The sequence below is a fragment of the Massilia sp. P1_C10 genome (assembly GCF_056406475.1).
Genome location: NZ_JBFUAC010000013.1, coordinates 1 through 25,009 on the forward strand (window position 1 = coordinate 1; position 25,009 = coordinate 25,009).

The 25,009-nt window shown below is 62.5% G+C and carries 21 protein-coding genes and 1 tRNA gene; 17 read left to right on the forward strand and 5 right to left on the reverse strand.

Annotation, left to right across the window (positions count from 1 at the left end; genetic code table 11):
* From AC1D02_RS20965 to rpoC, 10 genes are all read left to right on the forward strand, one after another.
* On the forward strand, positions 1-246 hold a 246-nt coding region (locus AC1D02_RS20965; RefSeq protein ID WP_477320403.1), incomplete at its 5' end, for an EF-Tu C-terminal domain-related protein.
* A gap of 133 nt (positions 247-379) precedes the next feature.
* Positions 380-455: transfer RNA gene (locus AC1D02_RS20970), tRNA-Trp, on the forward strand.
* 34 nt (positions 456-489) lie between these two features.
* A complete protein-coding gene (secE, locus tag AC1D02_RS20975) occupies positions 490-879 on the forward strand; it encodes a preprotein translocase subunit SecE (RefSeq protein ID WP_477320404.1) in 390 nt (129 codons plus the stop codon).
* Complete coding sequence (nusG, locus tag AC1D02_RS20980; RefSeq protein WP_477320405.1) at positions 879-1,490, forward strand: transcription termination/antitermination protein NusG; 612 nt, start codon at positions 879-881, stop codon at positions 1,488-1,490. The genes secE and nusG overlap by 1 nt, the downstream gene beginning before the upstream one ends.
* A 105-nt stretch (positions 1,491-1,595) precedes the next feature.
* Complete coding sequence (gene rplK, locus AC1D02_RS20985) at positions 1,596-2,027, forward strand: 50S ribosomal protein L11 (RefSeq protein ID WP_099916524.1); 432 nt, start codon at positions 1,596-1,598, stop codon at positions 2,025-2,027.
* A 2-nt stretch (positions 2,028-2,029) separates the two neighbouring features.
* Entirely contained in the window at positions 2,030-2,725 is a 696-nt protein-coding gene (gene rplA, locus AC1D02_RS20990; RefSeq protein WP_477320406.1) for a 50S ribosomal protein L1, read from the forward strand.
* 263 nt (positions 2,726-2,988) lie between these two features.
* Positions 2,989-3,525, forward strand: a complete 537-nt coding sequence (gene rplJ / locus AC1D02_RS20995; RefSeq protein WP_477320407.1) for a 50S ribosomal protein L10 — start codon at positions 2,989-2,991, stop codon at positions 3,523-3,525.
* Between the two features lie 102 nt (positions 3,526-3,627).
* Positions 3,628-4,002 (forward strand): 50S ribosomal protein L7/L12, encoded by a 375-nt coding sequence (rplL, locus tag AC1D02_RS21000; RefSeq protein ID WP_477320408.1) that lies wholly within the window; start codon positions 3,628-3,630, stop codon positions 4,000-4,002.
* A 250-nt stretch (positions 4,003-4,252) separates the two neighbouring features.
* Entirely contained in the window at positions 4,253-8,359 is a 4,107-nt protein-coding gene (gene rpoB, locus AC1D02_RS21005) for a DNA-directed RNA polymerase subunit beta (RefSeq protein ID WP_477320409.1), read from the forward strand.
* A gap of 106 nt (positions 8,360-8,465) precedes the next feature.
* Complete coding sequence (gene rpoC, locus AC1D02_RS21010; RefSeq protein ID WP_477320410.1) at positions 8,466-12,713, forward strand: DNA-directed RNA polymerase subunit beta'; 4,248 nt, start codon at positions 8,466-8,468, stop codon at positions 12,711-12,713.
* A gap of 115 nt (positions 12,714-12,828) precedes the next feature.
* Here the strand turns inward: rpoC and AC1D02_RS21015 are convergent, their stop codons facing one another.
* Together AC1D02_RS21015 and AC1D02_RS21020 are read right to left on the reverse strand one after the other, a co-directional pair.
* Positions 12,829-13,080: a Txe/YoeB family addiction module toxin gene (locus AC1D02_RS21015; protein ID WP_477320411.1), complete on the reverse strand. Its 252-nt coding sequence runs from the start codon at positions 13,078-13,080 to the stop codon at positions 12,829-12,831.
* Positions 13,019-13,333 (reverse strand): type II toxin-antitoxin system Phd/YefM family antitoxin, encoded by a 315-nt coding sequence (locus AC1D02_RS21020; protein ID WP_477320412.1) that lies wholly within the window; start codon positions 13,331-13,333, stop codon positions 13,019-13,021. The genes AC1D02_RS21015 and AC1D02_RS21020 overlap by 62 nt, the downstream gene beginning before the upstream one ends.
* Positions 13,334-13,554: 221 nt before the next feature.
* Here AC1D02_RS21020 and AC1D02_RS21025 point away from each other — a divergent pair, with 221 nt between their 5' ends.
* From AC1D02_RS21025 to AC1D02_RS21040, 4 genes are all read left to right on the forward strand, one after another.
* On the forward strand, positions 13,555-14,598 hold the full coding sequence (locus AC1D02_RS21025) for a phospholipase A (RefSeq protein WP_477320413.1): 1,044 nt from the start codon (positions 13,555-13,557) through the stop codon (positions 14,596-14,598).
* 230 nt (positions 14,599-14,828) lie between these two features.
* Positions 14,829-15,887 carry an aldo/keto reductase gene (locus AC1D02_RS21030; RefSeq protein ID WP_477320414.1) on the forward strand — a complete coding sequence of 353 codons (1,059 nt, stop codon included), beginning with the start codon at positions 14,829-14,831 and terminating at the stop codon, positions 15,885-15,887.
* 13 nt (positions 15,888-15,900) lie between these two features.
* Positions 15,901-16,278: a VOC family protein gene (locus AC1D02_RS21035; RefSeq protein ID WP_477320415.1), complete on the forward strand. Its 378-nt coding sequence runs from the start codon at positions 15,901-15,903 to the stop codon at positions 16,276-16,278.
* A 15-nt stretch (positions 16,279-16,293) separates the two neighbouring features.
* On the forward strand, positions 16,294-16,746 hold the full coding sequence (locus AC1D02_RS21040; protein ID WP_477320416.1) for an EF-hand domain-containing protein: 453 nt from the start codon (positions 16,294-16,296) through the stop codon (positions 16,744-16,746).
* Between the two features lie 126 nt (positions 16,747-16,872).
* Here the strand turns inward: AC1D02_RS21040 and AC1D02_RS21045 are convergent, their stop codons facing one another.
* The 3 genes from AC1D02_RS21045 to AC1D02_RS21055 form a co-directional block, all read right to left on the reverse strand.
* A complete protein-coding gene (locus AC1D02_RS21045) occupies positions 16,873-18,489 on the reverse strand; it encodes a M28 family peptidase (RefSeq protein WP_477320417.1) in 1,617 nt (538 codons plus the stop codon).
* 62 nt (positions 18,490-18,551) lie between these two features.
* Positions 18,552-20,861: a M28 family peptidase gene (locus tag AC1D02_RS21050; protein ID WP_477320418.1), complete on the reverse strand. Its 2,310-nt coding sequence runs from the start codon at positions 20,859-20,861 to the stop codon at positions 18,552-18,554.
* A 150-nt stretch (positions 20,862-21,011) separates the two neighbouring features.
* A complete protein-coding gene (locus tag AC1D02_RS21055; protein ID WP_477320419.1) occupies positions 21,012-21,680 on the reverse strand; it encodes an energy transducer TonB in 669 nt (222 codons plus the stop codon).
* 310 nt (positions 21,681-21,990) lie between these two features.
* Between AC1D02_RS21055 and AC1D02_RS21060 the strand changes: the two genes are divergently transcribed.
* Genes AC1D02_RS21060 through AC1D02_RS21070 form a run of 3 tightly spaced genes read left to right on the forward strand, consistent with a single transcriptional unit; the run spans position 21,991 to position 25,009 of the window.
* A complete protein-coding gene (locus AC1D02_RS21060; protein ID WP_477320420.1) occupies positions 21,991-22,641 on the forward strand; it encodes a response regulator transcription factor in 651 nt (216 codons plus the stop codon).
* Entirely contained in the window at positions 22,641-23,525 is an 885-nt protein-coding gene (locus AC1D02_RS21065) for a hypothetical protein (protein ID WP_477320421.1), read from the forward strand. Before AC1D02_RS21060 ends, AC1D02_RS21065 begins: the two co-directional genes overlap by 1 nt.
* Positions 23,522-25,009 carry a HAMP domain-containing sensor histidine kinase gene (locus AC1D02_RS21070; RefSeq protein ID WP_477320422.1) on the forward strand — a complete coding sequence of 496 codons (1,488 nt, stop codon included), beginning with the start codon at positions 23,522-23,524 and terminating at the stop codon, positions 25,007-25,009. The genes AC1D02_RS21065 and AC1D02_RS21070 overlap by 4 nt, the downstream gene beginning before the upstream one ends.

The window sequence follows — 25,009 nt, forward strand, 5'->3', positions numbered from 1 at the left end:
GGCCGTCACACCCCGTTCTTCAACAACTATCGCCCACAGTTCTACTTCCGTACCACGGACGTGACTGGTTCGATCGAGTTGCCAGCGGACAAAGAAATGGTCATGCCAGGCGATAACGTGTCGATCACCGTCAAGCTGATCAACCCGATCGCGATGGAAGAAGGCCTGCGCTTCGCAATCCGTGAAGGCGGCCGTACCGTCGGCGCCGGCGTCGTTGCCAAGATCCTGAGCGAAGCCAGCAAGTAATACGTCGTTGAGGCCGGGTCCCGCGGATCCGGCCTGACGGTCCGGCATCCTGGCGATGCCGGGCAGGGAAGTCGGTGATTTGCCAGCGGGGCTCCCCTCTGGTACAATCGCTGATTCCACTGAAGTTTTACGTAGGGACGTAGCTCAATTGGCAGAGCGTCGGTCTCCAAAACCGAAGGTTGGGGGTTCGATGCCCTCCGTCCCTGCCACCGATCTGGTGCTAGGCACCGAAAGTTAAAAAGTATGTCTAATCAATCCGTGCAAACCGTCAGCACGTCGAACGACAAGTTTAAGGTGGCGCTGGCAGTAGTTGCCATGATTGCGGGGGTCGTCGGGTTCTTTTACCTGAAAGGCCATAATAAACCAGCTTTGATGTGCGCAGGCGCACTCGTGGCTGGTTTGGCTTTTGCCGTCCTGCTTTTGTGGACTTCCGCCACCGGCCGCGACTTCCTGAACTTCGCCAAAGAATCCGTTCGCGAAACCAAAAAGGTCGTCTGGCCTACGCGCAAGGAGGCGATGCAGATCACCATGGTCGTCTTCGGCTTTGTGCTGGTCATGGCAATCTTCCTTTGGGGCACGGACAAGATCCTGGAATTCGTGCTGTACGACTTGATACTTGGTTGGAAACAATAATGAGCGATATGCAAGATGATGTGTCCGGCGAAGAGTCGCCAGCACCAGAAGCTGCAGCGCCAGTGAGCGTTCCAGTCAGTAACAAGCGCTGGTACGTCGTGCACGCTTACTCCGGCATGGAGAAGAGCGTCATGCGCGCGCTGATGGAGCGCGTCGAGCGCGCCGGCATGCAAGACCAGTTCGGCCAGATCCTGGTGCCGGTCGAAGAAGTCGTTGAAGTCAAGAACGGCGTCAAGTCGGTCTCCGAGCGTCGTTTCTTCCCTGGCTACGTGCTGGTCGAGATGGAAATGACCGACGAAACCTGGCACCTGGTCAAGAACACCAGCAAGGTCACCGGTTTCATCGGCGGCAAGTCGAACAAGCCGACGCCGATCCCGGCGCGCGAGATCGACAAGATCATGCAGCAAATGCAGGAAGGCGTCGAAAAGCCGCGTCCGAAAGTGCTGTACGAAGTGGGCGAGCAAGTCCGCATCAAGGATGGTCCGTTCACCGACTTCAACGGCAACGTCGAAGAAGTCAATTACGAGAAATCCAAAGTGCGCGTCTCGGTCACCATCTTCGGCCGCGCAACGCCAGTCGAACTCGAGTTCGGCCAGGTCGAGAAGGTTTAATACCGTTTAGTCAGGGCGGCGCCGCAAGGCGGAACCTGACAAGAGGAGCCTCGCCAATGAAATACCGGCGGGGCGCTACTACTCAATCCAAGATATGGAGCCATCATGGCAAAGAAAATCATTGGTTTTATCAAGCTGCAAGTGCCAGCTGGTAAAGCAAACCCATCCCCACCGATCGGCCCGGCGCTGGGTCAGCGCGGCCTGAACATCATGGAATTCTGCAAGGCGTTCAACGCCCAGACCCAGGGTGTCGAGCCAGGTATGCCTATCCCTGTCGTGATCACCGCGTTCGCCGACAAGTCCTTCACCTTCGTGATGAAGACGCCTCCTGCGACCTACCTGATCAAGAAGGCCGCCGGCATCACCAAAGGTTCGCCGAAGCCGCATACCGACAAAGTCGGTTCGCTGACCCGCGCCCAAGCTGAAGAAATCGCAAAAACAAAACAGCCAGATCTGACCGCTGCCGACATGGATGCTGCAGTTCGCATCATCGCCGGTTCCGCGCGTTCGATGGGCATCACGGTGGAAGGTGTTTAATCATGGCAAAACTGTCTAAGCGCGTTAAAGCAATCAAGGCCAAGGTCGACCGTAACAAGTCGTATGGCTTCGACAACGCAGTGGCCCTGGTCAAGGAATTCGCCACCGCCAAGTTCAACGAGTCGATCGACGTCTCGGTGCAGCTGGGTGTGGATCCGAAGAAGTCGGACCAGGTCGTTCGCGGTTCCGTCGTGCTGCCAGCCGGCACCGGCAAGACCGTTCGCGTCGCTGTGTTCGCGACCGGCGAAAAAGCCGAGCAGGCGAAAGCCGCCGGCGCCGACATCGTCGGTATGGAAGACCTGGCCGAGCGCGTCAAAGCCGGCGACATGCCTTTCGACATCGTCATCGCTTCGCCTGACACCATGCGTATCGTCGGTACCCTGGGCCAGATCCTGGGACCACGCGGCCTGATGCCTAACCCGAAAGTCGGCACCGTGACCGCCGACGTCGCTACCGCGGTGAAAAACGCGAAAGCCGGCCAGGTTCAGTACCGTACCGACAAGGCAGGTATCATCCACGCCACCATCGGCCGCAAGTCGTTCAGCGACGCCGACCTGAAGACCAACCTGGTCGCCCTGATCGAAGCACTGAACAAGGCCAAGCCAACGTCGTCGAAGGGCGTGTACCTGCGCAAGGTCGCGATCTCGTCGACCATGGGCGCCGGCGTTCGCGTCGACCAGTCGTCCCTGGCAGCTTAAATAAAGAATCAAGCCCTCGCGTTTCGGCGCGAGGCACATCTTTGGGCTGGCCGGGAGTTCCCGGCCAGACAATCAAAGACCGTTGGGCCGAAGCAGCAGTCGGGCAGAGGTTAAAAGAGCTTACCCAACGCAGATGGTGTACCCGAGCAAGTTTTGTAGTCCATGTTGCAGGAATTTATTCCGCTCTTTGTACTTCTTAACTTCGGACGCCGTGTTCGAACCGATGCGAGGCATTTGCCGAGCATCATTTAAGGAGGTTGACCGTGGGTCTCAATCTGAATGACAAAAAGGCCGTCGTCGCCGAAGTTTCCGCAAAAGTAGCATCTGCGCAAACGATCGTCGTGGCCGAATATCGTGGCATCCAGGTTGGTCACTTGACGCAACTTCGTGCCAAAGCGCGTACCCAAGGCGTGTACCTGCGTGTGTTGAAAAATACGCTCGCTCGTCGCTCCGTCGAAGGCACGCCGTTTGCAAGCCTGGCCGATTCCATGACCGGTCCGCTGATCTACTCGATCTCGGACGATGCAGTTGCAGCAGCGCGAGTCATCAACGACTTCGCTAAAACCAACGACAAGCTGGTCATCAAGGCAGGTAACTACGCAGGCAAGTCGCTGGATAAAGCGGCTGTTGCAGCGTTGGCAAGCATTCCTAGCCGTGAAGTTCTCATCTCGCAGTTGTTGGGCGTTATGCTGGCTCCGGTGTCGGGCTTTGCACGTGGTCTGGCTGCCCTGGCAGCGAAAAAAGGCGATGGCGCCGCTCCAGCAGAAGCTGCAGCAGAAGAAGCCCCAGCAGCAGCGTAATCGTTGCACTTTTTTAGTCAATACCAATCTATTAGCAAACGTATTGTGGGACAGATCCTCGCGTAGCGAAGTCTGTCCTCAACAAATTAAATGGAGTTTCAAATGGCAATCAGCAAAGACGACATCCTGGCAGCAGTTAGCGAAATGTCCGTAATGGACCTGAACGACCTGGTCAAGGCATTCGAAGAGAAGTTCGGCGTTTCGGCCGCAGCAATGGCAGCTCCAGCAGCTGGCGGCGCCGCTGCTGGCGCGGCTGCTGAAGAGCAGACCGAATTCAACCTGGTTCTGGCCGATTTCGGCGCGAACAAAGTTGGCGTCATCAAAGCAGTTCGCGAAATCACCGGTCTGGGCCTGAAAGAAGCCAAAGACCTGGTCGATGGCGCACCGAAGACCGTGAAAGAAGCGATTTCGAAAGCAGACGCAGAAGCCGGCAAGAAGAAGCTGGAAGAAGCTGGCGCGAAAGCCGAAATCAAGTAATAGCAGTATTGGGCGGCTGTTCCGCGCCGGAGTCAAAGCTTGCGGTTCCCTTCCGAGAGGAAGGGAATGCGGCTTTGGCTCTTTTGTCGTCCCTGTCGTATATGTAGTAAGGTAGTACCCTTGCAGTTGTTTCGCCTTCTTTTCACCTGACCGAAGCTCGAGACTTGAGGCCTTTCCAGTGCGGCTACCCGCTTCTCGCGGACCCTGGAAATTCCTGAATTCTCATCCTTTAGTCACTCACGGAGTGTCCATGCACTACTCATTTACTGAGAAGAAACGCATTCGCAAATCATTCGCGAAGCGCGCCAACGTTCACAACGTTCCCTTCCTTCTGGCTACCCAGCTTGAATCTTACGAGAATTTCCTGCAAGCGGACGCAGCGCCGTCAATTCGCAAGAACGACGGCCTGCAGTCGGCTTTCACCTCGATTTTCCCTATCGTGTCGCACAATGGTTTTGCGCGCCTCGAGTTCCTGTCGTATGTCCTGGGCGACCCGGCGTTCGACGTCAAGGAATGCCAACAGCGTGGCCTGACGTTCGCGTCGCCGCTGCGCGCCAAGGTTCGCCTGGTGATCCTGGATAAGGAATCGCCGACCAAGCCTGTGGTCAAGGAAATGAAAGAGCAAGAAGTCTACATGGGCGAACTGCCGCTCATGACGACCACCGGCTCGTTCGTCATCAACGGTACCGAGCGCGTCATCGTGTCGCAGCTGCACCGTTCCCCGGGCGTGTTCTTCGAGCACGACCGCGGCAAGACGCACTCGTCGGGCAAGCTGCTGTTCTCGGCACGCATCATCCCTTACCGCGGCTCGTGGCTGGACTTCGAGTTCGACCCGAAAGACATCCTGTTCTTCCGCGTCGACCGCCGCCGCAAGATGCCTGTGACGATCCTGCTGAAAGCCATCGGCATGTCGCACGAGCAGATCCTCGCGAACTTCTTCGTGTTCGACAATTTCAACCTGCGCTCCGAAGGCGCCGAGATGGAATTCGTCGCCGAGCGTCTGCGTGGCGAAGTGGCGCGTTTCGACATCGTCGACAAGTCCGGCAAGACGCTGGTCCTGAAGGACAAGCGCATCAACAGCAAGCACGTGCGCGACATCGAAGCGGCTGGCATCAAGCACATCTCCGTGCCTGAAGACTACCTGCTCGGCCGCGTGCTGGCCAAGAACATCGTCGACGCCGAAACCGGCGAAGTGGTCGCATCGGCCAACGACGAGCTGACCGAAGAGTTGCTCGGCAAGCTGCGCGACGCCAACATCACCGAAATCCAGACGCTGTACACCAACGACCTGGACCAGGGCGGCTACATCTCGCAGACCCTGCGCATCGACGACACCGCCGACCAGATGGCCGCGAAAGTGGCGATCTACCGCATGATGCGTCCTGGCGAGCCGCCGACCGAAGATTCAGTCGAGGCCCTGTTCAACGGCCTGTTCTACAGCCCTGAGCGCTACGACCTGTCGGCCGTCGGCCGCATGAAGTTCAACCGCCGCATCGGCCGTGACGAACTGACCGGTGCCATGACCTTGTCGAACGACGACGTGCTGGCCGTGATCAAGATCCTGGTCGAGCTGCGCAATGGCCGCGGCGAAGTCGACGATATCGATCACCTGGGCAACCGCCGCGTGCGTTGCGTCGGCGAACTGGCGGAAAACCAGTTCCGCGCCGGCCTGGTGCGCGTCGAGCGCGCCGTCAAGGAACGCCTCGGCCAGGCCGAAGCGGACAACCTGATGCCGCACGACCTGATCAACAGCAAGCCGATTTCGGCCGCGATCCGCGAATTCTTCGGCTCCTCGCAGCTGTCGCAGTTCATGGACCAGACCAATCCGCTGTCCGAGATCACCCACAAGCGCCGCGTTTCGGCTCTTGGCCCTGGCGGTCTGACCCGCGAGCGCGCCGGCTTCGAAGTGCGCGACGTGCACCCGACCCACTACGGCCGCGTGTGCCCGATCGAAACGCCTGAGGGACCGAACATCGGTCTGATCAACTCGCTGGCTCTGTTTGCCCGCCTGAACGAGTACGGCTTCCTCGAGACGCCTTACCGCAAGGTCGAAAACAGCGTCGTCACCGACAAGATCGACTACCTGTCGGCGATCGAAGAAGGCCGCTACATCATCGCCCAGGCGAACGCGACCATCGACGGCGTCAACAAGCTGACCGACGAACTGGTCTCGGCCCGTGAAGCCGGCGAAACGATCCTGGTCTCGCCGGAGCGCATCCAGTACATGGACGTGGCCCCAGGCCAGATCGTGTCGGTTGCGGCGTCGCTGATCCCGTTCCTCGAGCACGACGATGCAAACCGCGCGCTGATGGGCGCCAACATGCAGCGCCAGGCCGTTCCTTGCCTGCGTCCTGAAAAGGCCGTGGTCGGCACCGGTATCGAGCGCACCGTTGCGGTCGACTCGGGCACCACCGTGCAGGCTCTGCGCGGCGGCGTGGTGGACTACATCGATGCAGGCCGTGTGGTGATTCGCGTCAACGACGACGAAGCACAGGCGGGCGAAGTCGGCGTCGACATCTACAACCTGATCAAGTACACCCGTTCGAACCAGAACACCAACATCAACCAGCGTCCGATCGTGCAGGTAGGCGACCGCGTGGCCAAGGCCGACGTGATCGCCGACGGCGCATCGACCGACCTGGGCGAGCTGGCCTTGGGCCAGAACATGCTGGTGGCGTTCATGCCGTGGAACGGCCTGAACTTCGAGGATTCGATCCTGATCTCGGAAAACGTCGTCAAGGACGACCGCTACACCTCGATTCACATCGAAGAGCTGTCGGTCGTGGCGCGTGACACCAAGCTGGGCGCGGAAGAAATCACCCGCGACATCTCGAACCTGGCGGAGAACCAGCTGGCTCGCCTGGACGAGTCGGGCATCGTCTACATCGGCGCTGAAGTGCAGGCCGGCGACACTCTGGTCGGCAAGGTCACGCCAAAAGGCGAAACCCAGCTGACCCCGGAAGAGAAGCTGCTGCGCGCGATTTTCGGCGAGAAGGCTTCGGACGTCAAAGACACCTCGCTGCGCGTGCCATCGGGCATGATCGGCACCGTGATCGACGTGCAAGTTTTCACCCGCGAAGGCATCGTCCGCGACAAGCGCGCCCAGCAGATCATCGATGACGAGCTCAAGCGCTTCCGCCTCGACCTGAACGACCAGATGCGTATCGTCGAAGGCGACGCCTTCCAGCGTCTCGAGAAGATGCTGATCGGTAAAGTCGTCAACGGCGGTCCGAAGAAGCTGGCCAAAGGCGCCAAGCTGACCAAGGAATACCTGGACGACCTCGACAAGTACCACTGGTTCGACATCCGCCCAAGCGAAGACGACGCTGCCGCCGCCCTCGAAGCGATCAAGGAATCGATCGCCGAGAAGCGCCACCAGTTCGACCTGGCCTTCGAAGAGAAGCGCAAGAAGCTCACGCAAGGCGACGAGCTGCAGCCAGGCGTGCAAAAGATGGTCAAGGTCTACCTGGCCGTCAAGCGCCGCCTGCAGTCGGGCGACAAGATGGCCGGCCGTCACGGTAACAAGGGTGTGGTTTCCCGTATCGTGCCAGTTGAAGACATGCCGTTCATGGCCGACGGTACGCCGGCCGACGTGGTGCTGAACCCGCTGGGCGTTCCATCGCGAATGAACGTCGGTCAGATCCTCGAAACCCACCTCGGTTGGGCGGCGAAGGGCCTGGGCCTGCGCATCGGCGAAATGCTGAAGTCGCAAGCGAAGGTCGAGGAAATGCGCAAGTTCCTCAACACGATCTACAACGAGACCGGCAAGACGGAAGACCTCGACAGCTTCAGCGACGACGAAATCATGTCGCTGGCGAGCAACCTGAAGAATGGCGTGCCTTTCGCGACGCCAGTGTTCGACGGCGCGCACGAGTCGGAGATCCGCCGCATGCTGGACCTGGCCTACCCTGAGCCGATTGCCACCAAGCTGGGCATGACGCCATCGAAGAACCAGGTCACCATGTACGACGGCCGCACGGGCGAATCGTTCGAGCGCAAGGTTACCGTCGGCTACATGCACATGCTGAAGCTGCACCACCTGGTCGACGACAAGATGCACGCGCGTTCCACCGGTCCTTACTCGCTGGTGACGCAGCAGCCGCTGGGCGGTAAAGCCCAGTTCGGCGGCCAGCGCTTCGGTGAGATGGAAGTGTGGGCGCTGGAAGCCTACGGCGCGTCGTACGTGCTGCAGGAAATGCTGACGGTCAAGTCGGACGATGTGAACGGCCGTACCAAGGTCTACGAGAACCTGGTCAAAGGCGACCATGTGATCGAAGCCGGTATGCCGGAATCGTTCAACGTGCTGGTGAAGGAAATCCGCTCGCTGGGTATCGATATCGACCTCGAGCGCAACTAAGAAGGTTGAGGATGGGGTCAGGTCCGCTGGACCTGACCCTGGATTCGCCGGCTGGTTGGGGACGCAAGTCCCAAGCATAGAAATTTAATCACCTCTGGAGTGATACATGAAAGCACTGCTCGATCTATTCAAGCAAGTTCAAACGAATGAAACCTTCGACGCCATCAAGATTGGCCTGGCGTCGCCTGAAAAAATCCGTTCGTGGTCCTACGGCGAAGTCAAAAAGCCGGAAACCATCAACTACCGCACCTTCAAGCCTGAGCGCGACGGCCTGTTCTGCGCCAAGATCTTTGGTCCTATCAAGGACTACGAGTGCCTGTGCGGCAAGTACAAGCGCCTGAAGCACCGCGGCGTGATCTGCGAAAAGTGCGGCGTCGAAGTCACGCTGGCCAAGGTGCGCCGCGAGCGCATGGGCCACATCGAGCTGGCCTCGCCGACCGCGCACATCTGGTTCCTGAAGTCGCTGCCGTCGCGCCTGGGCATGGTCCTGGACATGACGCTGCGCGACATCGAGCGCGTGCTCTACTTCGAAGCATACGTGGTGACCGATCCCGGCATGACCCCGCTGAAGAAGTGCCAGATCATGTCGGAAGACGACTACGCCGCCAAGTACGAAGAGTACGGCGACGATTTCACCGCATTCATGGGCGCCGAAGGCATCCGTGAGCTGCTGCGTTCGATCGACATCCACCGCGATGCCGAAGCGTTGCGCGTCGAGCTGAAAGAGTCGAAGTCCGAAGCGAAGATCAAGAAATACGCCAAGCGCCTGAAAGTGCTCGAGGCATTCCAGCGTTCGGGCATCAAGCCGGACTGGATGATCATGGAAGTACTGCCGGTGCTGCCGCCGGAACTGCGTCCGCTGGTCCCGCTGGACGGCGGCCGCTTTGCGACCTCCGACCTGAACGACCTGTATCGCCGCGTCATCAACCGTAATAACCGCCTGAAGCGCCTGATGGAACTGCGCGCGCCGGAAATCATTACGCGTAACGAGAAGCGCATGCTCCAGGAAGCGGTCGACTCGCTGCTGGACAACGGCCGTCGCGGCAAAGCGATGACCGGCGCCAACAAGCGTCCGCTGAAGTCGCTGGCTGAGATGATCAAGGGCAAGGGCGGCCGTTTCCGTCAGAACTTGCTGGGCAAGCGCGTCGACTACTCGGGCCGTTCGGTCATCGTGGTCGGTCCGCAGCTCAAGCTGCACCAGTGCGGCCTGCCGAAGCTGATGGCGCTCGAACTGTTCAAGCCGTTCATCTTCAACAAGCTCGAACTGATGGGCCTGGCAACCACGATCAAGGCCGCCAAGAAGCTGGTCGAGATCCAGGAACCGGTGGTCTGGGACATCCTGGAAGACGTGATCCGCGAGCACCCGATCATGCTGAACCGTGCGCCTACGCTGCACCGTCTCGGTATCCAGGCGTTCGAGCCGGTCCTGATTGAAGGCAAGGCGATCCAGCTGCACCCACTCGTCTGCGCGGCGTTCAACGCCGACTTCGACGGTGACCAGATGGCTGTCCACGTCCCGCTGTCGATCGAAGCGCAGATGGAAGCGCGCACGCTGATGCTGGCGTCGAACAACATCCTGTTCCCGTCGAACGGCGAGCCGTCGATCGTTCCTTCGCAGGATATCGTGCTGGGTCTGTACTACGCGACCCGCGAAGCGATCAACGCCCGTAACGAAGGCATGCTGTTCACCGACGTGTCGGAAGTGATCCGCGCCTACGACAACAAGGAAGTCGAGCTGACGACCCGCATCACCGTGCGTATCGTCGAGAACCCGAAGGATGCCGAGACTGGCGAATTCGTGCGCACCGTCACGCGCTACGAAACCACGGTCGGCCGCGCGATCCTGTCCGAGATCCTGCCGAAGGGCCTGCCGTTCAGCGTGCTGAACCGCGCCCTGAAGAAGAAAGAGATCTCGAAGCTGATCAACACGTCGTTCCGCAAGTGCGGCCTGCGCGCTACCGTCGTGTTTGCCGACAAGCTGATGCAGTCGGGCTTCCGCCTGGCGACCCGCGCCGGTATCTCGATCGCGGTCGACGACATGCTGGTGCCGCCGCAGAAGGTCACCCTGATCGCGGCAGCGGAGCAGGAAGTCAAGCAGATCGAGCAGCAGTACGCTTCGGGTCTGGTCACGTCCGGCGAGCGTTACAACAAGGTCGTCGACATCTGGGGCAAGACCTCGGACGAAGTCGGCAAGGCCATGATGGACCAGCTGAAAGTGGAAGACGTCGTCAAGCGCGACGGCACCAAGTCGACCCAGGAATCGTTCAACGCGATTTACATGATGGCCGACTCGGGCGCGCGCGGTTCGGCAGCCCAGATTCGCCAGCTGGCCGGTATGCGAGGCCTGATGGCCAAGCCGGACGGTTCGATTATCGAAACGCCGATTACCGCGAACTTCCGCGAAGGCCTGAACGTGCTTCAGTACTTCATCTCGACCCACGGCGCTCGTAAAGGTCTGGCCGACACCGCGCTGAAGACCGCGAACTCGGGTTACCTGACGCGCCGCCTGGTCGACGTGACCCAGGACCTGGTCGTGATCGAGGACGATTGCAACACCACCAACGGCACCGTCATGAAGGCGCTGGTCGAAGGCGGTGAAGTCATCGAAGCGCTGCGCGACCGTATCCTCGGCCGTGTCAACGTCCATGACATCGTCAACCCTGAGACCCAGGAAACCCTGTACGAAGCCGGCACTTTGCTGGACGAAGACATGGTGGAAGAAGTCGAGCGCCTGTCGATCGACGAAGTCAAGGTGCGTACGCCGCTTACCTGCGACACGCGCTTCGGCCTGTGCGCCAAGTGCTACGGCCGTGACCTCGGCCGCGGCATGCTGGTCAACGCCGGCGAAGCCGTCGGTGTGGTCGCAGCGCAGTCGATCGGTGAGCCAGGTACCCAGCTGACCATGCGTACCTTCCACATCGGTGGTGCGGCATCGCGTGCGGCAGTGGCGTCGTCGGTGGAAGCGAAGTCGAACGGTACCATCCGTTTCACCGCGACCATGCGTTACGTCACCAACGGCAAGGGCGCCCAGATCGTCATTTCGCGTTCCGGCGAAGTGCTGATCACGGACGACCATGGCCGCGAGCGCGAGCGTCACAAGGTGCCGTACGGCGCGACCCTGATCGTCAAGGACGGCATGGTCATCAAGGCCGGCACGGCGCTGGCGACCTGGGATCCGCTGACCCGTCCGATCATTACCGAGTACGCAGGTACCGTGCGCTTCGAGAACGTGGAAGAGGGCGTCACCGTTGCTCGCCAGGTCGACGAAGTCACCGGCCTGTCGACCCTGGTTGCGATCGACGCCAAGCGTCGCGGTTCGCTGACCAAGACCCTGCGTCCACAGGTCAAGCTGCTGAACGAGAACAACGAAGAAGTCAAAATCGCCGGCACCGAACACAGTGTGGCGATCGGCTTCCAGGTTGGCGCGCTGATCATGGTGAAAGATGGTCAGTCGGTATCGGTCGGCGAAGTGCTGGCACGTATCCCGACCGAATCGCAGAAGACGCGCGACATTACCGGTGGTCTGCCGCGGGTTGCCGAGCTGTTCGAAGCGCGTTCGCCGAAAGACGCCGGCATGCTGGCGGAAGTCACGGGTACCGTGGCCTTCGGTAAAGAGACCAAGGGCAAGCAGCGTCTGGAAATCACGGACATGGACGGCAACAAGCACGAGTTCCTGATCACCAAGGACAAGCAAGTGCTGGTACACGACGGCCAGGTAGTGAACAAGGGCGAGATGATCGTGGACGGCCCGGCCGATCCGCAAGACATCCTGCGTCTGCTGGGTATCGAAGCGCTGGCGCGTTACATCGTCGACGAAGTGCAGGACGTGTACCGTCTGCAGGGCGTGAAGATCAACGACAAGCACATCGAAGTGATCGTGCGTCAGATGCTGCGCCGTGTTCAGATCGTCGAAGCTGGCGATGCGAACTACATCGTGGGCGAGCAGGTCGAGCGTTCGGAGCTGCTGGACGAAAACGACCGCGTGATCGCCGCCGGCAAGATCCCTGCGACGTACGAAAACGTACTGCTGGGTATTACCAAGGCATCGCTGTCGACCGATTCGTTCATCTCGGCCGCATCGTTCCAGGAAACCACCCGCGTGCTGACTGAAGCGGCGATCATGGGCAAGCGCGACGGTCTGCGCGGCCTGAAGGAAAACGTCATCGTCGGCCGCCTGATTCCTGGCGGTACCGGCCTGGCCTTCCATCGCGCCAAGAAGGAAAAAGAGCAGTGGGAAGTGGAAGAGCGCGCGGCATTGCTGCAGCAGGAGAAGGCCAACATGGCTTCCGAGCTGCAAGCGATGGAAGACAGCACCGCGGCAGCAGCTGCATCCCATCTGGGCGACGACGCGTAATTAGCTAGTCACTCAAACGAAAACGGCACCGAGGAGAAATCCCGGTGCCGTTTTTATTTGTTTGGCGACTAATAGTGGTGACGACAGCTGTAAATATAGACGGTGTCGGCCTCGGTCAAGTAGACCAATCGGTCCTCACCCGCGTTATGCGCCGCGACCATAATCCGATCAGATCGTGTGCGAGGCGCTCGGGCCGGCCACCTCCGGTGAATGGGTGTCGCCTGCATTCGTCTACCAGGCTGTTAATCAGTTTGACGATTTGAGGAACGTGGTCTTGCCAAAAAAGGTATTCCTGCCATGCACGGCTAGCCCAAGCGATGACGAAAGTCTTGGCCAATCGTTGGTTCTTCACCTTTTGATTCGTCATTTTTTATGAATGGCTCATGCCATACGACATCGCCGGCCTTCATTTGTGCGATCGATTCGCGCAAATTCCGGGCGTTATTTTCGGTTCCGAGGAGATAGAGAGTCTCGGTCAAGCTGCCGAATTCCGAGCGTGTCAACACGACCACATCCTCGCCATGTTCTCGTTTGATTGTTGTCGGTGCATTGTCCTTGCATACGGCGTCGAGCAGCGCACCGAGGTTGGCTTGCGCTTCGGTGAATGAGACGACCTTCATGATATCGATCTCCTTTCAAGCTGACTTGGGTTGCGCCAAAGTCGCGCTGTTCAGTCCCGGTCGGCGCGAAACTAAGACTGGTTTGAAAAGTGTACCAGCGCTTGAATTTCGGTGATGCCGCGCTTCGCAACGGGGCCATCAACCGCAGCGCGTATCGAAAGTCGCCAAACGGCAATAGTCGATATACTCGACCGCTTTCCAATGTTATAAGCCACGATTCGATGAAGCTCCGTACCTCCGCACTGATTTCCACACTACTGATTGCCGTTGCTCCCGCCCATGCCGGCGAAACCGAACAGCACTTGCTCCGTTGCTCCATTCTTGGCGATTCCAGCGCCCGCCTGGGCTGCTTCGATGCGCTGTCCAAGCAAGTGAAGGCGGCCGAAGCTGCCGCGCCTGTCGTGGCCGCGGCGCCAACCGTCGCCGAGCCGCAGATCGCCGCCAAGCCGACCACCAAGGTGAAAGCGCCCGATACCAAGGTGTCGCGCATGAGCCAGGATTGGGAACTCAATGCGGACGCCAAGCGCGGCCTGTATGCGGTGCATCCGCTGCTCGACAATTACCTGTTGGTCGCGAACCAGAGCAACGCCACCAACGACCGGCCATTCCGTGAAACCCGGCCGGATGGTTACGCGTCGAAGCACGTTGAGCTGACTTATCAGCTGAGCTTCAAGGCAAAGGTGTTGGAAGGTATCGGTAACCTGCCGATCGATATTTGGGCGGCGTACACGCAACGGAGTTTCTGGCAGGCATATTCGCGCCAGTATTCGAGCCCGTTCCGCGAAACCAATTACCGGCCCGAGTTGATGGCAGTCGTACCCGTTAATCAGCAGATGGGCCCTGTGAATCTGCGCTTCGTGTCGATCGGCGCGGTGCATGAATCGAATGGTCAGGGCGCGACGTTGTCGCGCAGCTGGAATCGCGTTTACGGCCAGGTCGGCCTGGAGAGCGGGAACCTTGGCGTCATCGCGCGCGTGTGGAAGCGGCTCGATAACGAAAAATCCAACAACGACAATCCCGACATTACAGACTACATGGGGCACGGCGATGTGCGCTTCACCTACCGCGACAAGGGCTTCGAATATACCGCCATGGTGCGAGGCAATTTCGACACGGGGCACGGCGCGGTGCAGGCTGGCGTGGCGTTCCCGCTGGTGAACAATCTGAAAGGATATGTGCAGGGCTTCGCGGGATATGGCCAGAGCCTCATCGATTACAACTATTCGCAGAAGTCGCTGGGCGCCGGGATCCTGATGGATTTCTAAGCGCTGGCCCGCACCCGTCGTACCCGCGAAGGCGGGTACCTATGCTGAGTACGCAGGAACAGCTGAACTAGCTCAGCATGGGTGCCTGCCTGCGCAGGCACGACAAGCGGTCGGACCGTTGCCGGTGGATACCGCACGTTTCCGGGGGCAAATCGGCAGCGTTGGCGCTATGCTAATGGATCGCCGGGCATCGGTGCGCCGGCCACTAACCGTGATCGGAATCCATTGCCATGCGCTACCACCCGCTTGGTCACACCGGCCTGTTCGTCTCCGAGCTTTGCCTCGGCACCATGACCTTCGGCGGCTCCGAAGGCATGTGGGGCAAGATCGGCTCGCTCCAGCAGAACGAAGCCGAGCAGCTGATCGGCAAATCCATCCACGCCGGCATCAACTTCATCGACACGGCCGACGTCTACGCCAGCGGCGCCTCGGAGCAGATCACCGGCCAGGCGCTGAAGAACCTGAAAATTCCGCGCGACGAGATCGTCATCGCCACCAAGGTGTTCGGCGAAACGGGGCACGGCCCCAATGCGCGGGGCCTTTCGCGCACCCATATCACCAACGGCCTCAAAGCCAGCCTGAAGCGCCTGCAGCTCGATTACGTCGACCTGTACCAGGTGCACGGCTTCGACCCCGCCACGCCCATCGAGGAGACCCTGCGCGCGCTCGACCAGATGGTCCGCCACGGCCACGTGCGCCACATCGGCGTGTCCAACTGGGCGGCGTGGCAGATCGTCAAGGCGCTCGGCATCGCCGAACGCCTCGGCCTGGCGCGCTTCGAATCGCTGCAGGCCTACTACAGCGTGGCCGGGCGCGACCTCGAACGCGAACTGATTCCGATGCTGGCCAGCGAGGGCCTGGGCCTGATGGTCTGGAGCCCGCTCGCCGGCGGCCTGTTGAGCGGCAAGTACGGACGCGACAAGCAGGCGGAGGAGGGCAGCCGCCGCGTCGTCTTCGATTTCCCGCCGGTCGACACCGAGCGCGGCTGGAACTGCATCGACGCGATGCATCCGATCGCGCTGCAGCACGGCGTATCGGTCGCGCGCGTCGCGCTGGCGTGGCTGCTGCACCAGCCGCAAGTGACCAGCGTGATCATCGGCGCCAAGCGTCCGGAGCAGCTCGCCGACAACATCGCGGCCACCAGTATGCGTTTGACGTCGTTCGACCTCGAGCGCATCGACAAGGCCAGCCGCCTGCCGCCCGAGTACCCCGGCTGGATGTTCGAGCGGCAGGGCGAGTACCGGCGCAACCAGCTCGCCGCGTCGCGCCGGCCCGAACCATTAACCTGAGAGGAGCGCAGTCATGCTGAATCAAAAAGAGGCGATCGCCATGATCGCCGTGAAGAGCATCCAGGAAGCCGCCAAATTCTACGAAGGCACGCTGGGGCTGACGCGCGATGGGACCGAGGGCGAAGAGGTCATCACATATCGAAGCGGCAGCACGCGCATCAACGTCTACCACTCGCAGTACGCGGGCACCAACAAAGCCACGTCGGTGGTCTGGAACGTCGGCGACGAGATGGAATCGATCGTCGCGTCGCTGAAATCGAAGGGTGTCGCGTTCGAGCATTACGACATGCCCGGTCTGACGCTGCAGGGCGATATCCACGTCGGCGGCGACATGAAAGTCGCGTGGTTCAAGGACCCCGACGGCAACATCCTCAGTCTCGTCACTGGCTAACAAAAGGAGAACAACATGAACAGAAAACTTCTGCTTGGATCGATTGCGTTCGGCGCGTGTGCGCTCGCCTCGTCGCTTGCGATGGCCATGTCGCACACCAAGGACGAGAAAGAGTTCGCGATGATGGACACCGACAAGGACGGCAAGGTCTCGGCGGCGGAATACGCGGCCGGCGCCAAGGCGATGTTCGAGAAGATGGATGCGAACAAGGACGGCAAGGTGACTGCAGAAGAAATGACGGCGTCGCATCAGGCAGTGACGGGCCACAAGGCGAAGAAGGGCGACATGACCTCCGCCGAGAAGATCAAGGTGGTAGATTCGGATGGCGACGGCGTGCTGACGGCGGAGGAGCACGCGAAGGCGTCAGCCGACATGTTCGCGAAAATGGACACCGACAAGGATGGCTTCCTGTCGAAGAAAGAGATGGCTGCGGGCCACGCCAGCATGATGAAAAAGCCCGCGAAGTAAGCAGTTGGGGTCAGGTCCGTTGGACCTGACGCCGCCTTTGTCGCAGCACCGGAAACGATCGCGTTTCCATCGAAACCGCGGTCCAAACCCCGGGGTCAGGTCCGCCGGACCTGACCCCAACTTAGATTACATCCCGCCCGCGCGCACCTTGCCGAACGCGTCGCCCGCTTTCCAGGCCGGCATCTTCGGCGCATCCGCCACCATGCGGCCGAGGTTCAGCGTGTACTGCGCCTGCTCCACCATGCCCGACATATCCCAGCGCGGATCGTATTCGTCCGACACCTGGTGATAGTGCTGTTCGCCATACGTCTTGCGCTTGGCTTTGGCCGCCTCGGCGTCTTTCAGGTAGTCGCCGCCGCCACCGACCGAAAACGCAGGAATGCCCGCCTTCGCAAACGAGAAGTGGTCGCTGCGGAAGTAGCCGCCCGACAGGTCCGGCTTCTGCGGAGCGATCGCCAGTCCCATCGCTTTGGCGGTTGCCGCGGCCATCGCGCCAAGTTCGGTGCGCTCGCTGCCGCCCACGCTGATGTCGCGCGTCGCGCCAACCCAGTTCAAGCTGTCCAGGTTGAGGTTGGCCGCCGTCTTCGCCGCCGGCCACAAAGGCGCCGCAGCATACGCCGCGCTGCCCAGCAGGCCCTGTTCTTCGGCCGCCACCCACAGGAACATCTGGCTGCGCTTCGCCGGCGCCTTCACCGCTTCCTGCGCCATCGCCAGCAACGCTGCCGAACCGGACGCATTGTCCACCGCGCCGTTGTAGATGGTGTCGCCGCTGGCGCCCTGCTTGCCCAGGTGATCCCAGTGCGCGCTGTAGATCACCACTTCGTCCTTCAGCTTCGGATCGGTGCCCGGCACGATGCCGGCGACATTGAACTGCTCCACCACGCGCACCGCGGCGCGCGCCTCGCCCTTGACCTTCGCCGCCAGCACAACCGGCTTGAAGTCCTTGCGCTCGGCCGCCGCGCGCAGCGTGTCGAGATCCTGGCCCGCCGCCTTGAACAGCGCGCGCGCGGTCGACTCGGTCATCCAGCCTTCCATGCCGGTGCCGCCCTTGCCGCTGGCGAGCTGGAAGCGCTCGGCGGTCCAGCTGTTCTGCACCACGCTCCAGCCGTACGAGGCTGACGCGTCGGTGTGAATCAGCAGCACGCCGGCGGCGCCGCGGCGCGCGGCTTCCTCGAACTTGTAGGTCCAGCGGCCGTAGTAGGTCAGGCCCTTACCGTTGAAGCGCTCCGGCTCCTCGGCCGTCGGCATCGGGTCGTTGACCATCATGACCAGCACTTTGCCCTTGACGTCGGTGCCCTTGTAATCGTTCCAGCCGCCTTGCTCCGGCGCCGTGATGCCGTAGCCGACGAACACCATGTCCGCGTCCATCGCGTGCGCCGCCTGGGCGTCGCCCGGCGCCCAGACCCAGTCCTTGCCGAAGGCGAGCGCCTGCGCGTGGCCGCCCGCTTCCAGCGCCACCTTGCTCTCCTGCGGAATCGCCTTGACGCCGGCGATCTTCACGCTCTGGCGATAGCTGTCGCCGTTGGCCGGCTTCAGGCCCGCCGCCAGCGCCTGCGATTCCAGGTAGGCGACGGTCAGGTCGGCGCCGCGCTGGCCGGTGCCGCGGCCTTCGAGCACGTCGCTCGACAGGAACTGCAGGTGGGCGCGCAGCGGCGCTTCATGGACGGTGGGCGCGGGCGCGGCGGCAAACGCCCCGCTGGTGAACAGGGCGCCGGCGATGGCGCACAAAAGCTTTTTTTGCATGGTCGATTCTGGAAGTAGGTGAGTCTGTCCGCTCGATGCGGCGAGCGGACATTGTACCCCTGCTACCTGAACACCAGCCGGTCGGTGCTGATGGTCGTCGCGGTCATCGGCGTCAATGGTGGCAGCGTGCCGGAGGGCCGCTCCGGCGTGCCTGGCTGCGGCAGGCCGGGAACGCGTTCGTGCACGGTCACTACCGCGATCTTGTCCGATTGAAGGTCGAAGCGGAAGTCGAGCTTCTGACCGCCCATGCCATACATGTTCAGCGTCCAGCTGGCGGTGCGGATCTTCGTCAGCGGCCGGCCGTTGACCGACGCGCGGAAGGCGTCCGATCCGGTCAGGCTGACGTCGACGAATGGCACGTCCGGTTTGGCCTGCAAGGTAAATTGCACCTTGCGCAGGTTGCCGTCGTCGTCGTCCTTCACCGTCGCCAATTCGGGAAACGCCACCGGTGTGCGCGGCGCCGGCGCCAGCCACATCTTGGGGCTGTTCCAGCCGAAGGCGTCGACCTGTACGCGCGCCTGCGCCTGCGTCGGGAAGAAGCCGCGCGACCAGCTGTCGAGCGGCCCGGCAGGCATCATCCAGTAAGACTTCCATGTGTAGGCGTCCTTCAGGTAGACCATGCGGTTTGGCTGCGGGATCGGCGCCGTGCCGTACGGCGCCGCGGCGCTCGCCACCGCGAAGCAGGCCGCGCTGGCCGCCGCCATTCCGCGCACGATGAAGCGGCGCTGCGCCGTCAGCAGCACGCTGGCCATCCCCAGCAGCAGCGCGAGCGCGATCATCGGCAGCTCGGTGTGCTCGGGCGACGTCAGCGTGTAGACGTCCTTCACCAGCGGCGCGATCAGCGCGACGGCCGGCGCGGCGCCGGCGAACAGCACAAGCGCGCGGCGCATGCCGGGCCAGCGGTTCGCTCCCGGCGCATACAGCGCGCCATACGCGATCAAGGTGCCGATCAGCGGCCAGGCCAGCACGTAGCTGGCGTGCGGCGTCTTCCAGCTGGCCGCCAGCAGCAGCAATACCGCCACCAGCAGCGGGCCGAGCGAGGCGGCGGCGTTGCCGACGGCGCGCCGGAAGCCGCGTTGCATCAGCACGAACAGCGCCGTGCCGAGCGCCGCGAAGCCGGCCAGGAACCACAGGTCGCGCGTGCCGGCGCCGTAGTTGTACGCATCGTAGCCGCGGTGCAGCGACGGTATGGCGCCCCACACCAGCGCTGCGGCCAGCACCAGGATCGCGGCGATGAACAGGAAGCCGATCGCGGCGTCGGAAATCTCGCGCACCGTCGTGTCGCCGCGATGCAGCGCAACGGCCGTGACGATCACCAGCAGCAGGCAGGCGAGGCGCGTCAGTCCCCACACCATGGAAGCCGAATAACTCACAATGCCAATCGCCGGCACATTGAAGTAAATCGCTTCGCCGCTCGCCGCCGGGGTCCGGTCCTGCGGACCTGACCCCATTGCGCCGGTGCTGTCACCGAAATACCTGGCCAGTGCCGCCATCGTCTCGCCCATGCGCCGCACCGTGTCGGGATCGACCCGGTCGGCGGTATCGCGCGAGCGCAGCCCGCTGCCGTTGCTGCCTTCGAGGTTGGCGATGTGCAGCCGCGCCGTGCCCAGCGCGCCGATCGCGCCCATTTGCAGCTGGCCCGACACGAACGGATAGATCGCCTGCATCGCCGACGACCCGGTGGCGTTGGGGGCGGCGCGCGCAAAGCCGCGGATCGCCGCGCTGTCGTTGCCGCTGGCGCCGATCAGCACCGGCGCGCCGCCGCTGCCGCCGCTGTCGAAGCGGATCGCCAGGCCGATGCGCTTGGCGAGCGGATGCTGGCCGGCGAACGCCAGCGCGCCCAGCCCACCGACCTGCTCGCCGTCGGCGAACAGCACCACCACGTCGTTCGCCAGCGGGGGCAGGGTGCGCAGCGCTTCGAGCATCGCCGCGACGGGTGCGGCGCTGGCCGCGGCGCCGACGCTGCGCTCTGTGGTGTCGTAGCCGGTCGCCATCAGCAGCGCTGGCCGGAGCGCATGGTCGGGCGCCGTGCCGGCCTTGCGCACCACGATGTTGTTGACCATGCCGAGCACGATCTGCGCGTTGCGGCGCCGGTCCAGCGTGTTCTTTTGCGCCATCGCCGTCTGCACCTCCGGCTCGAGCCCCGCTGCCCGCAGCTGCGCCATGATGTATTCGCGCGCCTCGGCGTTCGCCGCGCTGGCGATCGGCCGCGGCTTCGCGGACAGCACGCGCACGTCGGCCAGCGCGCGCTGCGTCGAAAAGCCGGAAGGTGATTGCGCGGCGGGCCGCAGCGCGAGCCAGGCAATCGCCGCGATAACCGCGACGGCGACCAGCGCCGCAACGGAGCGGCGTGCAAAACGTTTACTCAACATGACATCCCCGACTATTTTTATTAGAAAGCGGTGCAGCTTCGGGGTCTGGTCCCGCAGGCCTGACCCCATTTATTGGGTGATTCGGGTGATACGGCCAAAAAAATCCCCGCCCGGCGTATGCGGGGCGGGGAAAGGCTCAACAGGTAATCGTTATTGCTCCAGCGTCCAGACATAGGCGATCTGCGCCCACGCCTGCTCGGCGACGCCGCCGCTCATGGCGGGCTTGAACTTACACATGCTCAGGGCCGAGATCGCGGCGCGATCCAGCTCCTTCGAGCCGCTGGTGCTCTGCACGCGTGCATTGGCGACCTTGCCGTCGGTGCCGACCAGCAGGGCCAGCGTCACGGTGCCGCTCTCGCCGTTGCGTGCCGCGCGGGTCGGGTAGTCCGGCTTCGCGCAACCGTTGGCGTCAGCCAGCACCGCGGTGTGCATCGCGCCGGTGTTCGACGATGGAGGAGCTGCGGGCGCTTCGGGCGCGGCGGTCGGGGTCGAAGGCTGCGGCGCCGATTCGGTGGAGACGACCGCGGCTACCGCATCAGGCGGCGGTGGCTGCTGCACCTCGACTTCGACCGGCGGCGCGATCACCTGCGGCGGCGCCGTTTTCGGCATCGGCTTGGGCGGCTCGGGCGGCGGCGGCGGAGGCGGCGGCGCTTCCGGAGTAAACATCACCACCAGCTCCTCCGGCATTTTCGGCATCTTGATGCCGCGCGAATTGAGGCTGTGGACGAACATGGCGCCAACCGCCACGTGCAATGCGGCGACGACGGCCAGCTTGCTGAACTTGGTGCCACCCTTGTCATTCATTTGAGTGAAATGCATGGTGTTCTCCTTATGTGGCCGAGGTGTTTTTCGGCATTTTGCTGCTGGAAAGAACCTAAACAACTCATCAATGGAATCAATATATGCTATTGCCTAGCAATTGAAAAGCGATTTCGTAGTATTTTTGCTGAGCTCCCGGTCCCGCAGAGTGAAACGGGTTAGTGGACGGGAATAAAATGGCCACTCGCGCGGTGGTTCGATGTATGAAATAATCTCACCATTAAGCTATTTTTTCCGTGGGCTGGCACACATAAGTGCCAGGCAATGGTAAGCAGTTGTAAGCAGGCGCTCGCGCGCCATAGGAGAGCCCGTGCAAGCTGTTACAAAACCGATTCGCGTGATGCTGGCCGACGACCATCCCATCGTCATGACGGGCTTCGCCATGTCGCTCGCCGGCGTGGGGATGGACGTCGTCGGCCAGGCCCGCACGCCCGACGAAGCGGCTGCGATGTACGCCGAAATGAAGCCGGACGTGCTGGTGCTCGACATCCGCTTCGGCACCGAGCTGACCGGGCTCGATGCGGCGCGCGGCCTGCTCGGGACCTACCCGGCCGCGAACATCGTCTTCCTCAGCCAGTTCGACCAGGACAGCCTGATCAAGGAAACCTACCGCCTCGGCGCGCGCGCCTTCGTCACCAAGGACTGCGACCCGGCCGACCTGGCCACCGCGGTGCGTTACGCGAACGACGGCAAGCTGTACTTCCTGCCGCAGATCGCCGAGCGCCTGGCCAACCTGTCGGTGCGCGGCGACGTCTCGCCGCAATCGCAGCTCGACCAGCGCGGCCTCGAGATCTTCAAGCTGATGGCCGAGGGCCTGACCAACGCCGAAATCGCCGACAAGCTGAACCTGTCGACCAAGACCATCAGCAATATCAGCCAGTCGGTCAAGGAGAAGCTGGGCGTGCACCGCCAGGCCTACATCACCAAGCTGGCCGTCAAGCACGGCCTGATCGAGCCTTAGTGCGCTGGATCGGCGCACTGGCGCTGGCCGCGTCGATCGCCTTGCCCGCGCATGCCGCGCATGTGGAAAAGGTCGACGGCTTCCGCTTCCAGATCGTCACCGGCGACGACAGCGCGCAGACGCGCCGCATCGCCGACGATTTGTACAAGCGCCTGGCGCCGCTGGTGGCGCAATACCGCACCGAGCTGGCGCAGCGCCGCCGCCTGGTGTATGTCGCGATCGGCCCGGTGGCGCTGCGCGACGTCGCCCGCCGCGCCGACGACTGCGTGGTGATCTCCGCCTTCACGTCCAGCCAGGTGTGGCGCGCGGTGGCCGCCGCCGCCACGCCGGCGCGCGCCGCCGCGATGACTGCGGTGTACGCCGAGCCGGGGCCGGTGGACCAGCTGCACCTGGTGTCGCTGCTGTATAAACGCCCGGTGCGCGTGGCGGCCATCCTCGGCGCCGAAACCGGCCACCTCAAGCCGCTGCTGCGCGGCGCCGCCCTGATCGAGGAGATGACGGCGGATGACGACATCAACCGGGTGCTGAACCGCATCGGCTCCAACGAAGTGCTGCTGGCGATGCCCGACAGCGGTATCTACAACGCCGACAACATCCGCAACATCCTGCTGTCGACCTACCGCCACAAGCAGGGCGTGATCGGCTTCTCGGCCGACATGGTCAAGGCCGGCGCGCTCGCCACGACGTATTCGGACATCGAGGACATCAACGCCCAGGTCGCGGAGATGACCATGGCCTTTGTGGCCAGCGGCGAGCTGCCGGCGCCGCAGTTCCCGCGCTACTTCAGCACCATCGTCAACGAAGGCGTCGCGCGCTCGCTCGACCTCGACGTCGACGACGCGGCGCGCAAGTTCGCGCGCCGTCCGCCGGCGAGGCCGCGATGAGGTTCCGTTTCTGGGCCGGCTGGAGCATCGGCACGCGGATGATCTTCATCACCATGCTGCCGGTGGTGTTCCTGTTCACGTCCTTCGTCTGGTACTCGTGGTATTCGCATCGCGCGCAGGTGGCCGAGGAGCTGTCCGAGCGCGGCCACATCCTGGCGCGCGCGCTGGCCGAGACCAGCGAGTACAACGTCATTTCCGGCAACCTGTCCGACCTGCGCCTGACCATCAATGGCCTGATCCAGTCGGACAAGAGCATCTACCGCATCGACGTGGTCGACGCCGACCAGAAGGGCGCCATCAGCGTCTCGTCGGCCATCGCCGCCGACGCCGAGGATCACTATTACGAGGCGCCGATCAAGAAACAGGTGATCTGGGTGAACCTGTTCTCCGACAACGGCTCGCCGCACGTGTCCGGGCCGAGCGACACCAAGCCGCCGACCCAGCCGGCCGAGGTGCTCGGCTTCGTGCGCGTGACGATGTCGCCGTCGAGCATGATGGCCGTGCAGGCGCGCCGCTTCCAGGTCGAGGTGGCGATTGCCGCGCTGGCGCTGGCGGTCAGCGCCGCGCTGGCCTACTTCCTGGCGCGCAGCCTGACCGTTCCGCTGCGCTCGTCGATCGGCGCGCTGCGCCAGATTCGCGGTGGCGACTACCGCGTGCAGCTGCCGATCACCACTGGCGGCGAGATCTCCGAACTGCAGGCGTCGATCGGCGAAATGTCGCTGGCGCTCGACCAGTCCAAGCAAGACCTCGAAAACAAGGTGGCCGAGCGCACCCGCGACCTGGTCGAGTCGCGCAACGAGGCGCTCAAGGCCGACGCCGACAAGCGCAAGCTGATTCAGAAAGTGAACTCAATCGTCGAGGACGAGCGCAAGAGCATCGCCATCGAGATCCACGATGAACTGAATGCCTCGCTGATCGCGGTGCGGCTCGAATCGCAAAGCATCCTGCACCTGGCCGAGAAGGCGGGCGAGGGCGCCGAGATCGAGCAGATCGCGCAGAAGTCGCAGGCCATCACCAAGCTCGCGCTCGACCTGTACGCCAGCGGACGGCGCCTGGTGCGGCGCCTGCGTCCCGAGGTGCTCGAGATGCTCGGCCTGCACGGCGCGGTGGAAGAGATGATGCGCCACTACGACCGCGAATCCGGCTGCCGCTTCGAATTCCATTCCGAGGGCGACTTCTCCCGGCTAGGCAACGAGCTGGCGATTTCGGCCTACCGCATCATCCAGGAAGCGCTGTCGAACGTCATGAAGCATTCGACCGCTACCCACGCGCAGGTCGCGCTGACCTTGCCGGAGGGCGCCGGCATGCTGCACATCGAAGTGGCCGACGATGGCGAAGGCTTCGACGTCGGCACCGCGTCGGCCGGCATCGGCATCATCGGCATGCGCGAGCGCGTGCACGCGCTGGGCGGCGCCATCACCTTCACTTCCAGTCCGGACAGCGGAACCGTGGTCGCCATCGCGCTGCCGACTGCTGTATCGTAG

What these genes read in the sequence shown, in the direction of transcription:
- secE (WP_477320404.1), top strand. Translation starts at nt 490, where the DNA reads ATGTCTAATCAATCCGTGCAAACCGTCAGCACGTCGAACGACAAGTTT.
- nusG (WP_477320405.1), top strand. Translation starts at nt 879, where the DNA reads ATGAGCGATATGCAAGATGATGTGTCCGGCGAAGAGTCGCCAGCACCA.
- rplK (WP_099916524.1), top strand. Translation starts at nt 1,596, where the DNA reads ATGGCAAAGAAAATCATTGGTTTTATCAAGCTGCAAGTGCCAGCTGGT.
- rplA (WP_477320406.1), top strand. Translation starts at nt 2,030, where the DNA reads ATGGCAAAACTGTCTAAGCGCGTTAAAGCAATCAAGGCCAAGGTCGAC.
- rplL (WP_477320408.1), top strand. Translation starts at nt 3,628, where the DNA reads ATGGCAATCAGCAAAGACGACATCCTGGCAGCAGTTAGCGAAATGTCC.
- rpoB (WP_477320409.1), top strand. Translation starts at nt 4,253, where the DNA reads ATGCACTACTCATTTACTGAGAAGAAACGCATTCGCAAATCATTCGCG.
- rpoC (WP_477320410.1), top strand. Translation starts at nt 8,466, where the DNA reads ATGAAAGCACTGCTCGATCTATTCAAGCAAGTTCAAACGAATGAAACC.
- AC1D02_RS21015 (WP_477320411.1), bottom strand. Translation starts at nt 13,080, where the DNA reads ATGACGAATCAAAAGGTGAAGAACCAACGATTGGCCAAGACTTTCGTC.
- AC1D02_RS21020 (WP_477320412.1), bottom strand. Translation starts at nt 13,333, where the DNA reads ATGAAGGTCGTCTCATTCACCGAAGCGCAAGCCAACCTCGGTGCGCTG.
- AC1D02_RS21025 (WP_477320413.1), top strand. Translation starts at nt 13,555, where the DNA reads ATGAAGCTCCGTACCTCCGCACTGATTTCCACACTACTGATTGCCGTT.
- AC1D02_RS21030 (WP_477320414.1), top strand. Translation starts at nt 14,829, where the DNA reads ATGCGCTACCACCCGCTTGGTCACACCGGCCTGTTCGTCTCCGAGCTT.
- AC1D02_RS21035 (WP_477320415.1), top strand. Translation starts at nt 15,901, where the DNA reads ATGCTGAATCAAAAAGAGGCGATCGCCATGATCGCCGTGAAGAGCATC.
- AC1D02_RS21040 (WP_477320416.1), top strand. Translation starts at nt 16,294, where the DNA reads ATGAACAGAAAACTTCTGCTTGGATCGATTGCGTTCGGCGCGTGTGCG.
- AC1D02_RS21045 (WP_477320417.1), bottom strand. Translation starts at nt 18,489, where the DNA reads ATGCAAAAAAAGCTTTTGTGCGCCATCGCCGGCGCCCTGTTCACCAGC.
- AC1D02_RS21050 (WP_477320418.1), bottom strand. Translation starts at nt 20,861, where the DNA reads ATGTTGAGTAAACGTTTTGCACGCCGCTCCGTTGCGGCGCTGGTCGCC.
- AC1D02_RS21055 (WP_477320419.1), bottom strand. Translation starts at nt 21,680, where the DNA reads ATGCATTTCACTCAAATGAATGACAAGGGTGGCACCAAGTTCAGCAAG.
- AC1D02_RS21070 (WP_477320422.1), top strand. Translation starts at nt 23,522, where the DNA reads ATGAGGTTCCGTTTCTGGGCCGGCTGGAGCATCGGCACGCGGATGATC.